The sequence below is a fragment of the Rhodococcus sp. 2G genome (assembly GCF_001886355.1).
Classification (GTDB): Bacteria; Actinomycetota; Actinomycetes; order Mycobacteriales; family Mycobacteriaceae; genus Rhodococcus; species Rhodococcus pyridinivorans.
This window is the reverse complement of record NZ_CP018063.1, coordinates 1,052,781-1,067,696: the sequence shown is the minus strand read 5'-3', so window position 1 is coordinate 1,067,696 and position 14,916 is coordinate 1,052,781. Positions and strand designations below refer to the sequence as shown.

General features: G+C 67.4%; 15 protein-coding genes and 1 tRNA gene. 9 read left to right on the top strand and 7 right to left on the bottom strand.

Features of this window, described 5'->3' with window-relative positions; translation table 11 throughout:
• Positions 1 to 38: 38 nt before the first annotated feature.
• From BO226_RS05020 to BO226_RS05010, 3 genes are read right to left on the bottom strand one after another with little or no spacing between them, the layout of a single operon-like run.
• The gene (locus BO226_RS05020; protein ID WP_006554382.1) at positions 39 to 281 is read right to left on the bottom strand and encodes a hypothetical protein; all 243 of its coding nucleotides are present in this window, start codon (positions 279 to 281) and stop codon (positions 39 to 41) included.
• On the bottom strand, positions 259 to 1,515 hold the full coding sequence (locus BO226_RS05015; RefSeq protein WP_064256418.1) for a fatty acid desaturase family protein: 1,257 nt from the start codon (positions 1,513 to 1,515) through the stop codon (positions 259 to 261). The genes BO226_RS05020 and BO226_RS05015 overlap by 23 nt, the downstream gene beginning before the upstream one ends.
• Before the next feature lie 42 nt (positions 1,516 to 1,557).
• Positions 1,558 to 2,676 carry a ferredoxin reductase gene (locus BO226_RS05010; RefSeq protein ID WP_071934744.1) on the bottom strand — a complete coding sequence of 373 codons (1,119 nt, stop codon included), beginning with the start codon at positions 2,674 to 2,676 and terminating at the stop codon, positions 1,558 to 1,560.
• Between the two features lie 154 nt (positions 2,677 to 2,830).
• On the opposite strand from BO226_RS05010, the gene BO226_RS05005 reads away from it, so the two are divergent.
• The 4 genes from BO226_RS05005 (at position 2,831) to BO226_RS04985 (ending at position 6,499) form a co-directional block, all read left to right on the top strand.
• Complete coding sequence (locus tag BO226_RS05005) at positions 2,831 to 3,484, top strand: TetR family transcriptional regulator (RefSeq protein ID WP_006554379.1); 654 nt, start codon at positions 2,831 to 2,833, stop codon at positions 3,482 to 3,484.
• Between the two features lie 78 nt (positions 3,485 to 3,562).
• Complete coding sequence (locus BO226_RS05000; RefSeq protein ID WP_024100537.1) at positions 3,563 to 4,396, top strand: alpha/beta fold hydrolase; 834 nt, start codon at positions 3,563 to 3,565, stop codon at positions 4,394 to 4,396.
• A gap of 278 nt (positions 4,397 to 4,674) precedes the next feature.
• Complete coding sequence (locus BO226_RS04990) at positions 4,675 to 5,496, top strand: acyl-CoA thioesterase (RefSeq protein ID WP_071934743.1); 822 nt, start codon at positions 4,675 to 4,677, stop codon at positions 5,494 to 5,496.
• A gap of 112 nt (positions 5,497 to 5,608) precedes the next feature.
• Complete coding sequence (locus BO226_RS04985; RefSeq protein ID WP_071934742.1) at positions 5,609 to 6,499, top strand: SGNH/GDSL hydrolase family protein; 891 nt, start codon at positions 5,609 to 5,611, stop codon at positions 6,497 to 6,499.
• Positions 6,500 to 6,505: 6 nt separating this feature from the next.
• On the opposite strand, the gene BO226_RS04980 is transcribed toward BO226_RS04985, so the two are convergent.
• Positions 6,506 to 7,837 (bottom strand): MFS transporter, encoded by a 1,332-nt coding sequence (locus BO226_RS04980; RefSeq protein WP_071934741.1) that lies wholly within the window; start codon positions 7,835 to 7,837, stop codon positions 6,506 to 6,508.
• Between the two features lie 130 nt (positions 7,838 to 7,967).
• Between BO226_RS04980 and cmrA the strand changes: the two genes are divergently transcribed.
• Complete coding sequence (cmrA, locus tag BO226_RS04975) at positions 7,968 to 8,774, top strand: mycolate reductase (RefSeq protein WP_006554373.1); 807 nt, start codon at positions 7,968 to 7,970, stop codon at positions 8,772 to 8,774.
• A gap of 27 nt (positions 8,775 to 8,801) precedes the next feature.
• Here cmrA and BO226_RS04970 read toward each other — a convergent pair whose 3' ends face one another.
• Positions 8,802 to 10,343: a helicase HerA-like domain-containing protein gene (locus BO226_RS04970; RefSeq protein ID WP_071934740.1), complete on the bottom strand. Its 1,542-nt coding sequence runs from the start codon at positions 10,341 to 10,343 to the stop codon at positions 8,802 to 8,804.
• Between the two features lie 273 nt (positions 10,344 to 10,616).
• On the opposite strand from BO226_RS04970, the gene BO226_RS04965 reads away from it, so the two are divergent.
• The 3 genes from BO226_RS04965 to BO226_RS04955 all read left to right on the top strand — a co-directional run bounded on the left by BO226_RS04965 (position 10,617) and on the right by BO226_RS04955 (position 12,905).
• Positions 10,617 to 12,074 (top strand): flavin-containing monooxygenase, encoded by a 1,458-nt coding sequence (locus BO226_RS04965; protein ID WP_071934739.1) that lies wholly within the window; start codon positions 10,617 to 10,619, stop codon positions 12,072 to 12,074.
• Positions 12,075 to 12,146: 72 nt separating this feature from the next.
• Complete coding sequence (gene orn / locus BO226_RS04960) at positions 12,147 to 12,746, top strand: oligoribonuclease (RefSeq protein ID WP_024100533.1); 600 nt, start codon at positions 12,147 to 12,149, stop codon at positions 12,744 to 12,746.
• 86 nt (positions 12,747 to 12,832) lie between these two features.
• Positions 12,833 to 12,905: transfer RNA gene (locus BO226_RS04955), tRNA-His, on the top strand.
• 86 nt (positions 12,906 to 12,991) lie between these two features.
• On the opposite strand, the gene BO226_RS04950 is transcribed toward BO226_RS04955, so the two are convergent.
• Both BO226_RS04950 and BO226_RS27605 read right to left on the bottom strand, forming a co-directional pair.
• Positions 12,992 to 14,182 carry a tyrosine-type recombinase/integrase gene (locus tag BO226_RS04950; protein WP_083543583.1) on the bottom strand — a complete coding sequence of 397 codons (1,191 nt, stop codon included), beginning with the start codon at positions 14,180 to 14,182 and terminating at the stop codon, positions 12,992 to 12,994.
• Positions 14,169 to 14,576: a helix-turn-helix domain-containing protein gene (locus BO226_RS27605; protein WP_198040609.1), complete on the bottom strand. Its 408-nt coding sequence runs from the start codon at positions 14,574 to 14,576 to the stop codon at positions 14,169 to 14,171. The genes BO226_RS04950 and BO226_RS27605 overlap by 14 nt, the downstream gene beginning before the upstream one ends.
• 103 nt (positions 14,577 to 14,679) lie before the next feature.
• On the opposite strand from BO226_RS27605, the gene BO226_RS04940 reads away from it, so the two are divergent.
• On the top strand, positions 14,680 to 14,901 hold the full coding sequence (locus BO226_RS04940) for a helix-turn-helix domain-containing protein (protein ID WP_198040608.1): 222 nt from the start codon (positions 14,680 to 14,682) through the stop codon (positions 14,899 to 14,901).
• The last annotated feature ends 15 nt before the right edge of the window (positions 14,902 to 14,916 follow it).

Below are 14,916 nucleotides of genomic sequence, written 5' to 3'. Positions count from 1 at the left end.
GTGCCCGCGGTAGGAACTCGATCCGCCCTTCCGATCCGCTACTCCGCGGGAGGGGCCGAGCGACGATCCGACGTCGCCGGCCCTTCTCCGCGTTCCTCGTCGTCGCGCGCGGCGCGGGCGGCCTCGCGCATCTCGATCGCGTCGGTGATCAACTCACCGATCTCGCGGGTGACGTCGCGGACCGCTCCGGTGATGATCCCCGCGATCGCGCCGACGTGGGTGGCCGCCGACTCGGTGACCTCCTGGATCGTGTCCTTGTTACGCTCGAATCTTCCCACCATGTTCGACCCCCTCGATCGTGTCGTCCGCGAGGGTACCCGCATCGTCGAGCGGGCGATCGGTGGAGCGGTGACGTTCGATGATCACCCGCGACTCGGGTTCGGGCGCGAACCAGCCGGGAGGGAGAGCAAGCGTGAAGATCTTCTTCCACACCGATGTCACCTGGGCGGTGAAGCCACCGGTGTTGTACGGAAGTCCGTGCTTCTCGCACAGTTCCCTGACCTTCGGCGCGAGCTCCGGATAGCGGTGCGCCGGCAGGTCGGGGAACAGGTGGTGCTCGATCTGGTGCGACAGGTTGCCCGACATGACGTGGAACAACGGCGACCCGGTGATGTTCGCGCTGCCCAGCATCTGCCGGACGTACCACTCACCACGGGTCTCCTCGGCGGTCTCCTCCTCCGTGAAGGACTGCACGCCGGACGGGAAGTGGCCGCAGAAGATGATCGAGTACGCCCACACGTTGCGCACCAGATTGGCGGTCGCGTTGCCGAGCAGCGTCGGGAAGAACATCGGTCCGCTCAGCAGCGGGAAGGCGATGTAGTCCTTGATCACCTGACGGCGCGCCTTGCGCCACCAGCCTTTCGCGATCGGGATCACGTCGCGCCACGAGCGTTTCCCGGCGACGATCCGGTCGACCTCCGCGTCGTGCATCATCACGCCCCACTCGAACAGCAGCATGAGGGCGGTCGCGTAGACCGGGTTACCGAGATAGTAGGGATGCCACTTCTGGGCCGGGTCCATGCGCAGGATCCCGTATCCTATGTCGCGGTCCTGGCCGAGGATGTTGGTGTAGGTGTGGTGCACGTAGTTGTGCGAGTGCCGCCACTGGTCCGACGGGCACACCGTGTCCCATTCGAAGACACGGGAATTCAGCGACGGCTCGCGCATCCAGTCGTATTGACCGTGCATGACGTTGTGCCCGATCTCCATGTTGTCGAGGATCTTCGACACGCTCAGCGCCGCGACACCGGCGACCCATGCGGGCGGGAGGAATCCGACGAAGAGCAGACCGCGACCGGCGATCTCGAATCCGCGCTGCGCCCTGATGATCCGGTAGAGATACTCACGGTCCTCGTCACCGAGGGATGCGAGCGTCTGCTCCCGCAGTGCGTCGAGTTCGCGGCCGATCTCCTCGACACTGTCGTGGTCGAGGACGAGCGGTTCGTTCTCGACCGAAGAGCTGCGGCCGGACAGGAAGGGCAGGAAGGGAACGGTGGGTAGGGACAATCCGAACATGATGTCCTCCAATGATTTCGGTGGTGTCGCCGGACGGCCGGTTCAGAGTTCGACGGCGACGTCGCCGACCGGGGCGTTGACACAGATCTGGATTCGGCGGCCCGGTTCCGAATCGACGTCGCCGGTACGCACGTCGCGCGTGCACCCCGACAGCCGGACGGCGGTGCAGCTGTGGCAGATGCCCATGCGGCATCCGTGTTCGGGCGTGAGACCGGCCGCTTCGGCCTGTTCGAGCAGCGTCGACCCGGTGTTCTGGGCAACCACGCCGGATTCGGCGAAGGAGATCTCGCCGCCGGCATCGTCCGTCGACACGACCGGTGGTGCGAGGACGAATTCCTCGGTGTTCACCATCGTCTCGGCGCCCTGTTCGGCGTAGACCTCGCGGATGCCCGCGACCATCTCCGCCGGACCACACACGAAGGTGGGCGTGTCGGCGTACCAGGGTGCGACGGCCGCGAGGTGGCTGCGGTCGAACCGACCCTGCAGCAGCCCGTCGTCGGAGCGGGTGTGCGCGTGGACGATCTCGATGTTGGGTCGATCGGCAAGAGCGTCGAGTTCGGCGCGGCGCGGAACATGCCCGGGGGTACGGGTGTAGTAGAGCAGCACCGCGCACCCGTCGTACCCCTCGGCGACGAGACCGGACAGCATCGACAGCACGGGAGTCAGCCCGGAGCCCGCGGCGACGAACAGCAGACGTCGGGGGCGTGGGCTCGGCAGCACGAACTCGCCTGCGGGAGAACCGAGTTCGATGACGTCTCCGACCTGCGCTCGGTCGTGGAGGTGGCGTGAGACGGTACCCTCGGGATGCCTGCCGATGGTGAACCGCAGGTCGGGCCGGCGCTTCGACTCCGCTTCGACGAGCGTCGGCGAGTAGCAGCGCGTATGCCGCACACCGTCGACACGCACCGACACGGTCACGCACTGCCCGGGTAGGGGTCGGCACGGCTGCGCGGGGCGCACCGTGATCGTGAGCGAGTCGGTGGCGCTTCGGTCCACATCTGTAATCCGGGCATTGTTCGCCGACGTGACGAGAAGCGGGTCGGCGAGTTCCAGGTAGCGGTCCGGGTGATGCGGGTAGGACAGCACTCCAAGTGCCTCTACCAGCAATTTTCGCAACGAACCCGAGCGCCGGACGGGCGTCGGACGGGCGCGCACGATCATGTCTGTCCGCCTTTCGGTAGACCTCTGCGTGCTCAGTGAACGAATGTGCACTGAAATCAGTGTGGCAGCCGGACACACCCGCCTGTCAACCCCGATGTGACTGCTGACACAGATGTACGGACACCGCTGGGAACGTCATGCCTAGACTCAGGGGGTGTCCACCGCTTCCGCACCTCCGCCGACCACACGCGCCGAACGCAAGGAACGCACACGTCAGGCGCTTCTCGACGCCGCCCTCGACCTGTCCGCCGACCGGGGACTCGGCGGGCTGAGTCTGAGGGAGGTGGCCCGTCACGCGGGCATCGTGCCCACCGCGTTCTACCGGCACTTCTCGTCCATGGACGAGCTCGGCGTCACCCTTGCGGCGGACACGATGCGGGTACTTCGGCGCCTGCTGCGCGACGCGCGTCGCACGCCCGGTCCGGCAGGTGCGCGGCAATCGCTCGACGTGCTGGTCCAACAGGTACGGGCACACAAGGCGGCTTTCCGGTTCCTTGCACGCGAACGCCACGGCGGCGTTCCCGAGGTCGCCGCCGCGATCTCCGTCGAACTGCGCCTGCTGACCAGCGAGCTCGCCGCCGACCTGGGCCGCTCCCCGGGCCTCGAGGACTGGGAGTTCGACGATCTCGAGATGGCCGCCGATCTGCTGGTCACCGCGATGCTCGATTTCGTCCTCGACCTGCTCGCCGTCGAACGTCCCGGCAGTGCGCAGGAATCGGAGGTGGTCACGCGCGCGGAGAAACAGATGCGTCTGATCCTGCTGGGCGCGGCGGCGTGGCGGCCGCGACGGACGTCGAACGACCGGTGACGGGTCGGCGCGACGCCGGTTCGTCGAGGTGGCCAGGAAATCCTGTCGCAGACACTCCTCTTCCGTAACGTGGTTCCCATGGCATCGACCGAACCCGCCACCTACGACGACCTGACCTTCGACGTGCGCGTGGCGGGTCCGAGGGACGGCCCACCCGTCGTGCTCCTGCACGGCTTCCCCGAGACATCACGCAGCTGGACGCCGGTGGCGCGCCTGCTCGTCGAGCGCGGTTTCCGCGTGATCGCCCCCGACCAGCGCGGGTACTCCCCCGGTGCCCGGCCGAACGGCGTCGAGCACTACGCGGTGCCGGCGCTCGCCGGTGATGTCCTCGGCCTGCTCGACGAGTTCGGGCTCGATCGCGTCCACCTCGTCGGACACGACTGGGGCGCCGCTGTGGCGTGGTACTTCGCCGCCCACAATCCCGACCGCGTCTCGGCGTTGACCGCGGTCTCGGTCCCCCACCTCGCCGCCTACGGCTGGGCGTTGCGGGAGGACGCCGACCAGCGCGAACGCTCCTCCTACATCGGTCTCTTCCGCGAGGAAGGCAAGGCGGAGACCCTGCTCCTCGCCGACGACGCGCGGCGCCTGCGGGCGATGTTCACCTCCGCAGTCGACCACGACTCGGTCGACCACTACGTCTCCGCCCTGTCCGCGCCGGGCGCTCTCACCGCCGCCCTGAACTGGTATCGCGCCATGACGCGGGATCTCGATTCGACTCCCCCGGTCCGCGTCCCGACGACCTACATCTGGAGCACCGCCGACATCGCGATCGGCCGCGCCGGCGCCGAACGCTGCGGCGAATTCGTCGACGCCGAGTACGACTTCGTGGTCCTGCCCGACGTCTCGCACTGGATTCCGGAGGAAGCGCCGGCCGAGATCGCGAACGCAATCTCGCGGCGACGGAACGGCTGAGAGTCCACCGACCGTGGCTTCCGGCCGCCGGGAAAGTGGTGGTAGATCGAGCCGCGCGGCGCCCCGCTGTTCTCGAGCACGTCCCGGAACGACGTGGCCGCGACACCTCGTTCGCTCATCAGCGCGATCGCGCCGGCGATCATCGCCGCGCGCGGTCCGTCCCGCCGTTCTGCAGCGATCACCCGTTCCTCCGGCAGTGGTGGTTGTCCCCCATACTCTGTGTATGTTGTCGTACGGATCCGATCCTGCGCGACACCATCTTCCGAGGAGACCCTGCCATGACCGACGTCTCGGTGACCACTCACGTCTTCGACGCTGCCGTCGACCTGTTCGAGGTCCGGGACGATCGCACCGAAGGGCACACGCACCCCGCCTACGCGAACATGGTCGGCCCGTTCGGCGGTATCACCGCCGCGACTCTCCTCCGCGCGGTCGAACGACACCCGGACGTCCTCGGCATGCCGCTGTCCCTGACGGTCAACTACGCCGGCCCCATCGCCGACGGACCGTTCGACATCGCGGTGCGCCCGGTGCGCACGAACCGGACCACCCAGCACTGGTCGATCGAACTGTCGCAGGGCGGCGAGGTCGCCACCACCGCAACGGCCGTCTTCGGTCTCCGTCGCCCCACCTGGTCGTCGACCGAACTGCAGGCGCCGGCCGCCCCGGCACCCGACTCGCTCGAGCCGACACCGCTGCCCGACTTCATCGCGTGGGCACGCAACTACGAGATGCGGTACACCGCAGGAGTCGTTCCCGAGGAGGGCAGCGCGGAGGTCGCCGACTCCACGTCGACGCTGTGGGTCCGCGACGTCCCGTCGCGCCCGCTCGACTTCGCCTCGCTCACCGCGATGTGCGACATCTTCTACCCCCGGGCATTCCTGCGTCTGGGTCGGGTGCTGCCGGCCGGCACGGTCTCGATGACCGTCTACTTCCACGCGGACCCGGAGACCGTTGCCGCGCAATCCGACAGCCCCGTGCTCGCGACCGCACGTGCGAATCGGTTCGAACAGGGCTTCTTCGACCAGAGCGCACAACTGTGGGGTCGCGACGGCGTTCTGCTCGCGACCTCGCACCAGATCGTCTACTTCAAGGCATGAGCGGGACGGTCGGTATTCGATCGACCTGACCGGTCGGCGTTCGGCGCCCGTTCCGGTCACCGGCACACCTGTAGCCTCGGAAACATCCACCCACCGGATTGCGAGGTCCACTGTGACGATGCCGAGACTTCTCCGACGATCGGGGGTCATCGCCTGCGCCGCAATCGCGTTCACGACCGTGGGCACGGTCGCCTGCGCCGACACGCAGGACATGCCCCCGGCTGCGGACTACGCGTCGTACGTCGCCCTGGGAGACTCGTTCACCTCCGGGCCCGGCATCCCGCCGCAGACCGACGGCGATCCGTGCGGGCGGTCGGCGAGCAACTACCCCACCCTCATCGCGACCGATCTCGGTATCGAGGACTTCGTCGACGCGTCGTGCGGCGCCGCCACCTCACTCGACTTCGCGATGCCGCAGACCACCTTCCGCGGCGCGACGGTGCCACCGCAGTACGACGCGCTGCGCCCCGACACCGAACTCGTCACTGTGGGTATCGGCGGCAACGACATCGGTCTCGTCCAGCTGGCGCTGGGATGCGTCAATCTCTCGGCGCCACCCGACGGCGCGTCGTGCGCGATCACGAACACCCCGGACGGCACCGACCGTGTCGACGCCGCCATCGACGCCTTCGCGCCCGTCTACACCACGGTGATCGACGAGATCCGCCGGCGTTCCCCGGAGGCACGCATCGTGCTCGTCGGCTATCCCACCGGAATCCGCGACGGCGGGTGCTTCCCCGAGCAGCGGATCTGGCCCGACGACGCGACCTACCTGCAGGAGAAGATCGACCGGTTGAACACCGTCATGCGCGAGCAGGCCGAGGCCGCGGACGTGGACTACGTCGATCTGCGCGATTCGAGCCGCGACCACGACGTGTGCGCCGATCCGGAGACCCGGTGGATGGCCGGCCTGCAGCCGGCCGCCGGATCGATCCCGCTGCATCCGAACGCGGCCGGGCACCGCAACGCCGCCGACCAGGTGCTCGCCACGATCACCGACTGAGCCGGTTCACGCCTGCTCCGGCGTCTCGGGAGCCCGCACGGCGAGCAACGACACCAGGCCCGCGCCGAGCACGATCAGCAACCCCACGATCCCCGCTCGGTCGGTGCCGAACCACCACACGAAGAACCCGAACAGCGTCGGTGCCAGAAACGACACCGCACGTCCCGTCGTCGCGTAGAGACCGAACATCTGCCCCTCCCGTCCCGGCGGGGTCAGGCGCGCCAGGAAGGTCCGCGCCGACGACTGGGCCGGACCGACGAACAGACACAGCACCAGACCGAAGATCCAGAACATCGTCGGACCCGACACCACGAGCAGGACGATGCTGGTCGCGATCATCGCGACCAGCGAGCCCACGATGACCGCCTTGGGCCCGACCCGGTCGTCGACGCGTCCGGCCACCAGTGCGCCCACCGCGGAGACGACGTTCGCGGCGACACCGAAGATCAGCACATCGCCCGCTCCGATCCCGTAGACCGTGACGGCGAGGACCGCCCCGAAGGTGAAGACGCCGGCGAGACCGTCCCGGAACAACGCCGACGCCCCGAGGTACCAGATGGTGCGACGATCCGCCCGCCACAACTCCGTCAGGTCGCGCCACAGCACGCGGTAGGACTCGACGAAACCGGCGCGGCGGGCGACGTCGCCACGCGCGACCGGCTTCTCCGGGACGGCGAGCAGCACGGGCACAGCGAACACCGCGAACCACACGGCCGCGAACAGCGCGACGAGCCGGATGTTGGTGCCGCCCTCGGTGGGCACACCGAGGAAACCGCGGGTGTCGCCGTCGCCCGCGATGAACCCGGTGTAGCACAACAGCAGGAGCACGATGCCACCGAAATAGCCCATCGCCCAACCGAAGCCCGACACCCGTCCGATGTCGTCCGGCGTCGACACCTGGCGCAGCATCGAGTTGTACGGGACCTGCGCGAGCTCGGCCATCACGGATGCCACGCCGAGCAGGACCAGCCCGAGCCACAGATAGTGGTAGTCGTCGCGCACGAAGTACATCGCCGCCATCGCCGCGACGGTGACCCCGGTGAGGATGCCCAGCGACCATTTCCGTCGCCCGACTGCGTCGAACCACTGGCCCGACACCGGCGCGGTCACGGCGATGACGAACCCGGCGATGCCGAGCGACCATCCGAGCCAGGTGCTCGCCGAGATCCCACCCGGCAGGTCGTCGCCGACCGCGTCGGTGAGATAGACGGAGAATACGAACGTCAGGATCACGGCGTTGAACGCCGCGGAACCCCAGTCCCACAGACCCCACGAGACGACCTGACGACGTGTCGTGGCCTCCCCGGCCCCGCTCGCCGTGTCCGTGAACGCATTCATGCCCCGGAGCCTAGGCTTCCGGAGCTGCGGTGGCATGGAACGACTCCGTCGCGCGGCACCGAACGACTCGGCCCCATGGCCGGGGCGGGCCCGGTCGCCGCTCCCGAGCCTGCCGCTACGCTGACCCACTGTGACTCTGCCGAATCCCCATCCCGATGCCCGTGCCGTCGTCACCGGAGCGTCCTCCGGCATCGGCGAGGCCCTCGCAACCGAACTCGCCACCCGCGGCCATTCGCTGATCCTGGTCGCCCGTCGCGGAGAGGTGATGGAGGTCCTCGCCGAGACCCTGCGCGCGAAGCACGGCGTGACCGTCGAGGTGCGCGCCTGCGATCTGTCGGACCGCGACGCACGGACACCACTCGCCGACGAACTCGGACGTAGGCGCATCAGCATCCTGTGCAACAACGCCGGTATCGCCACCTTCGGCGCGGTCGCCGAGCTCGACGCGGCCTACGAGCGGGCACAGGTCGAGCTCAACGCCGTCGCCGTCCACGACCTCACCCTCGCGGTGCTGCCGCAGATGGTCGAGCGGAACTCCGGCGCGATCCTCATGGTGGGTTCGGCCGCAGGCAACATGCCGATCCCGAACAACGCCACCTACGCCGCGACGAAGGCGTTCGTCAACACCTTCTCCGAGTCCCTGCGCGGTGAGCTCAAGGGCACCGGCGTGCATGTCACGCTGCTCGCCCCCGGCCCGGTGCGCACCGAGGAACCCGACCCGGCCGAGGCGTCGATCGTCGACAAGCTGGTCCCGGACTTCCTGTGGATCTCGAGCGAACACACCGCGAAGGTGTCGCTCGACGCGCTCGCCGCGAACCGGATGCGCATCGTGCCCGGTGTGATCAGCAAGGCCATGTCGGCTGCCGGTCAGTTCTCGCCGCGGTCCATCTCGGCCCCGATCGCCGGCGCGTTCTACAAGAAGCTCGGCGGCAGCTGACGGGCCACCGCCCAACGAATCGTTCCTTCACCGCCTTCGGCGGCGTCCTGTGCCGAATAGACTCCGGCCGATCTCCCGGCCGGCTGCGGACGCCGCCGAGCGGATGAAGCTGCGCACGGCTGCGCTGCCGAGCACCTGCTCCACGACCGACGCCCCGGCATCGTCCGGCGCCTGCGACGGCATGTCCGGGATCGGTTCGATGTCGGTGGCCCCGACCACCGATGCGGTGAGCTTCTCGTAGGCCGATTCCCGGTCGATGGTGCGGCCGTACTTCCCGTAGAGCGGGTTCGCTTGCGCCGACGCACGCATCGCGCTCTCCCCCACTGTGCCCATCAGCGAGCGCGGCGGTCGCAGACGCGTCAAGGCGACGGGCGTGGGCGTGCCCAGTTCGGACAGGACCGTCACGATCGCCTCCCCGGTCGCCAGACCGGTCAGAGCGTCGGCGAGATCGTAGGCGTCGGTCTTCGGGAAGGTACGCACCACCTTCGCGAGCGCGGCCTCGTCCTCGGGGGTGAAGGCGCGCAACGCGTGCTGGATCCGCGCTCCCAGTTGTGAGAGCACGCTCCGGGAGATATCGGTGGGCGACTGCGTACAGAAGACCACACCGACGCCCTTGGACCGGATGAGCTTCACGGTCTGTTCGATCTGCTGCAGGAACGCCTTCGACGCATCGGTGAAGAGCAGATGCGCCTCGTCGAAGAAGAACACGAGCCGCGGTGTGTCGACGTCGCCGACCTCCGGTAGCGACTGGAACAGGTCGGCGAGCAACCACATCAGGAATGTCGAGAACAGCGCGGGTCGAGTGGCCTCGTCGCCGAACTCGAACAGGTTGATCGTGCCCTGACCGTCGATCACCCGCAGCAGGTCCTCGACCTCCAGTTCGGGTTCGCCGAAGAATCCGTCCCCACCCGCGTTCTCGAGGTTGACGACCGCGCGGAGGATGACGCCGGCGGTCGCGGGCGACACGGCACCGAGATCGTCGAGTGCACCGCGCCCTTCGTCGCTCGTCAGGTGGCGGATCACCTGCCGCAGGTCGGCGAGATCGAGCAGCGGCAGGCCGTTGCGGTCGGCCCAGTGGAAGATCAACCCGAGAGTGGACTCCTGAATGGCGTTGAGCCCCAGCACCTTCGAGAGCAGGATCGGCCCGAACGAGGTGACGGTGGCGCGGACGGGGATACCGACCCCGTCGGTACCGAGCGAGTAGAAGGCCACAGGGTGCCCCGTGGGCGTCCAGTCCTCGTCGCCGGTGTCGCCCGCGCGGTTGAGCACCGCATCGTCGGGCTCGCCGGCGGCCGACAGGCCCGACAGATCGGACTTCACGTCGGCCATCACCACCGGCACCCCCGCCGCCGACAGTTGTTCGGCCATGACCTGCAGCGTCTTGGTCTTGCCCGTGCCGGTCGCACCGGCGACCAGCGCGTGACGATTCAGAGTGGCGAGCGGGATGCGCACCGGCGCGTCGGGATCGGCGACGCCGTCGAGCACGACGGTGCCCAGTTCCAGCGCCTCGCCGATCACCTCGTACCCGGCCGCGATGGTCGCGGCGGTGATCTCCGGCTTGTCGGTCATGCTCGCCCCCTCCGGCCTCGACCTCGCCCACTGCGACGGTACCGGGCCGTCGAACCCACGGAAGAACCATTCCTATCGGATGCCGGAATTGTCGCATTACAGTGATTCCGATCACAACCGCAGCGGCACGGTTTCCCAGCTAGTACACCGCGTTGACCTGCACTTTCTCTACGAGAATCCGTTCCGTCGACGACGTGAGGATCGTTCGCAAAAACAACGACGTGTGCTAGCAACGAACTACGCGACATATTCCACGAACACAGGAGAAACACATTGACGCCCAAGATCGCCATTCTCGGAGCAGGTCCCAGTGGACTCGCACAGCTGCGCGCTTTCGAAGCAGCCCGAAAGGCCGGTCTGGAGCAGATCCCCGACATCGTCTGCTACGAGAAGCAGCCCGACTGGGGAGGAATGTGGAACTACACCTGGCGCACGGGACTCGACGAGCACGGTGAGCCCGTCCACGGGAGCATGTACCGCTACCTGTGGTCCAACGGCCCGAAGGAATGCCTCGAGTTCGCCGACTACTCCTTCGAGGAGCACTTCGGACGCCCCATCCCGTCGTACCCGCCGCGCGCCGTCCTGCTCGACTACATCATGGGTCGCGTCGAGAAGAGCGACGTGCGCAAGTACATCCGGTTCAACACTGCGGTGCGGTGGGTCGAGTGGTCCGACGAGACGCAGAAATTCACCGTGACGGTGATGAACCACGACCGGGGCGCGCTGGAGTCCGACGAGTTCGACCACGTCGTCGTCGCCACCGGACACTTCTCCACCCCGCAGGTCCCCCACTTCGACGGTCTCGACCGGTTCCCGGGACGTGTGCTGCACGCCCACGACTTCCGCGACGCCCGCGAGTTCACCGGCAAGCGACTGCTGCTCGTCGGCAGCAGCTACTCGGCCGAGGACATCGGAACGCAATGCATCAAGTACGGCGCCGAACAGGTCACCTTCAGCTACCGCAGCGCACCGATGGGTCACCACTGGCCCGAGCAGTTCTCCGAGGTGCCGTTGCTCACCCATGTCGACGGCAAGGTCGCCCACTTCCGTGACGGCAGCACCCGCGTGGTCGACGCCATCGTGCTGTGCACGGGGTACAAACACCACTACCCGTTCCTGCCCGACGAACTCGCACTGCGCACCGACAACCGGCTCTACCCGCGCGACATCTACAAGGGCATCTTCTTCCAGCGCAACCCGAAGCTGATGTACCTCGGCGCACAGGACCAGTACTTCACGTTCAACATGTTCGACGCCCAAGCCTGGTACGCACGCGACTTCATGCTCGGCCGCGTCGACCTGCCCGACTTCGACACCCGCGAGCAGGACATCGACCACTGGCGGGCACGCGAGGAGAAGCTGTCGTCGCCGGTGGAGGAAATCGACTTCCAGGCCGCGTACATCCGCGATCTCGTCGACCGCACCGACTACCCCGAGTTCCACGTCGAACGCCAGGGGGAGGTGTTCAAGCAGTGGAAACAGGACAAGAAGCGCGACATCATGGGCTACCGCAACAACAGCTACCCCTCGACGCTCACCGGCACCGTCGCTCCGCCGCTGCCGGCACCGTGGATGGAGATCCTCGACGACTCCCCCGAGTCCTTCCTTCGGCACGACTTCACCACCCCGGAAGTGAGCACAGTGGGCCGGACCCTCGACCGGCAGTACACCCCGGCGGCACGTCGTTCCACCCGTCCGGCGGCGCCGCGCACGGCCTCCGTGAAGGCGTGAGGGTGCCCGTTTCCTACCGGACCGTCGACGCCGCGCCTCATGGGTGCGGCGTCGGTGGATAGTCTGTCTGTCGTGCAGGACAAACTGGTATGGATCGACTGTGAGATGACGGGGCTGCGTCTCGGCAGCGACAAACTGATCGAGATCGCGGCTCTGGTCACCGACAGTGATCTCAACGTGCTCGGCGAGGGCGTGGACATCGTGATCCACGCCGATGACGACGCCCTCGCCGACATGCCGGAAGTCGTGCAGCAGATGCACGAGCGGTCCGGCCTCACCGAAGAGGTGCGCCGCTCGACGGTCAGCCTCGCCGAAGCGGAGAAGCAGGTCCTCGCGTACATCCGGGAGCACGTCACCGAGGCGGGCACGGCGCCGCTGGCCGGCAACTCCATCGCGACCGACCGCGCGTTCATCACCCGCGACATGCCCGAGCTCGACAACTACCTGCACTACCGCATGGTGGACGTCAGCTCGATCAAGGAGCTGTGCCGGCGCTGGTATCCGCGCATCTACTTCGGTCAGCCGGAGAAGGGCCTGTCGCACCGGGCACTAGCGGACATCAAGGAGTCGATCCGCGAACTGCGCTACTACCGGCGCACGGCCTTCGTGGCGCCTCCCGGCCCCACTCCGGCCGATCTTGCAGCCGTCGTGAAGGACCTGGGACCGGCCTGACCAGCCGATTCGTCTTTTTCGTCTTCGTCAGGCTAGTATCTGTACCGCAGGCGCAAGCCACCGAAAGGTTGCCGGCGAATGCAATGGTGAGTGTAGTTCAGTTGGTAGAGCACCAGGTTGTGATCCTGGCTGTCGCGGGTTCGAGTCCCGTCACTCACCCCGAAGAGAAACGCCCCCGACCAGTGGAAACACAGGTCGGGGGCTTCCTCGTATCCGGGCCATGCAACAGCCCATGCAATAGCGACCTATCCGAGCAGGCTCGCGAACCTCTCCGCAGCACTGCGCTGAGCCCCCGGCATCACGTGGGCGTAGACGTCCATCGTCACCGACACCGAGGCGTGCCCCAGCCTCTCCGAGACCACCTTCACCGGGACGCCGGCAGCCAGCAGCAGCGAGGCGTGGGTATGCCGCAGCCCGTGCAGCCGCAGCGAGGGCAGCGCATCGGCCCCCAATTTCGCCTGTGCCTTGCCAACGCGGTGCCCCCAGCTGTTGGACACCGAGCGGACGTTGCGAGGCTCTCCGGAGTCGTTGCCGAACACCAGGGCCTCTCCCCGTGCCAGACCGAGGGACAGACTCCCCCGCGTAGCCCGATGTGACCGCAGCACCTCGACCGTTCCGTCGTCGATATCCACGACCCGATTGCGCCCGGTCTTGGTCCCCTTCACGCTCCCCTTGCCCGTCTGCGATGAGTCCAGGGCGCGACGGATGTTCACCGACCCCTCCGTGAGGTCGACATCGACCCACCGCAGCGCCAGGGCCTCTCCCCTGCGCATCCCCGTGGACGCGAGCAGGTGCCACAGCGGGTGCAGCTCGTCGGCGTAGACGTCCCGATCCCATGCCAGGAATGCACCGAGCTGTTCGGCAGTCCATGCCTCGAAGTCGCCGGCCTCTGCCTCCACGTGCTTGCGGGTGGGCGGTTCGGCTCGCTTGTCCCGTGCCCGGTTGGTGAGCACGTGCCGATCCGACACCGCGGCGTCGAGGATCTGAGCGAGGGTCACGGCCACCTTCCGAACGGTGGACGCCGACAGTCCTCCGGTCTCGAGGTCCCGGTAGAACTTGGCGATCCGCGCGGCCGTGATCGACCGGATGGGCAGGTCCCCGAGGTGGGGAATGATGTGCAGGTTCAGGTGGCGGGTGTACTGCTCTCGGGTGGCGTTGGCGATCCTCCGGCCGTCGAGCCACGTTCGGGCGTAGGGGCCGAGAGTGGCTTTCGCGGAGTCCGACCGTAGTCCCGCCGCCGCCTCGTTCTTTGCCTTGGTCAGCGCGTCGTCCGCTTCCGCCGCGGTCTTGTAGCCGCCCTTGCCTGCCTGCCTCAGTCCGTCGTCCGGGTGCTCGGGATCGATCGGCACCCACAGCTGATACCGCCAGCGTGTGCCGGCCTTCGTGGCGTAGCTCGTGATCGAGCCTTTCCCGGCTCGTCGGCTACGCCTTGCCATTGCCGCGCCTTCGTCCGAGAACCTTCTGGTTCTCCTGCTCCACGAACACCTTCAGATCCTCCGGTGGTTCGAGGGATGTCATGTATGCGATGTCGACGCCGAGGATGCGTGCGATCACTTCCGCCTCGTCGACGGTCACCTTCCGCTTGCCGTTCTCGATACGAGCCACGCTCGAGTCGTAGAACTTCATGCCGGCCGCGGTGAGCGCATCGGAAATGTCCTGCTGGGACATGCCGAGCATCTTGCGACGGAGGCGAAGCCACTGGCCCAGTCGCGTGCTCGTCGGCGCGTAGTACCACTCGCGAAGTCCGGTCTCGGGGTCGTAGGTGCCGCCGCCCGGATCGTCCGCGGAGTAGGTGCCGGGCAGCGAAGAGTCGATGTTTGATTCCTGCACATATCGCAGAGTACCTGCTTGCAGAGGTGCAAACCAGCGTGTAAGTTCCAACATGAGCGCAAATCCTGCACTCATGTTCGATCCGACACGGAGGTTCGATTCGATGGGAGCCACTAGTCCGGCCCCGGTTCTCGGCATCGAGGACATCGCGGCGATGGACACTCTCGGACTCACCCGGACGGATGCGGCGCGAGCACTGGGCGTCGACGTCCGCACGATTTCGCGAGGCATCGAGGACGGCACGATCCCGAGCGTTCGAATCGGGCGGCGTCTGCTGATTCCGCGAATCCCGTTCCTGGCGCTGTTCGGCGCCGCAAATGACTGAGGGCCCGGCGCACCA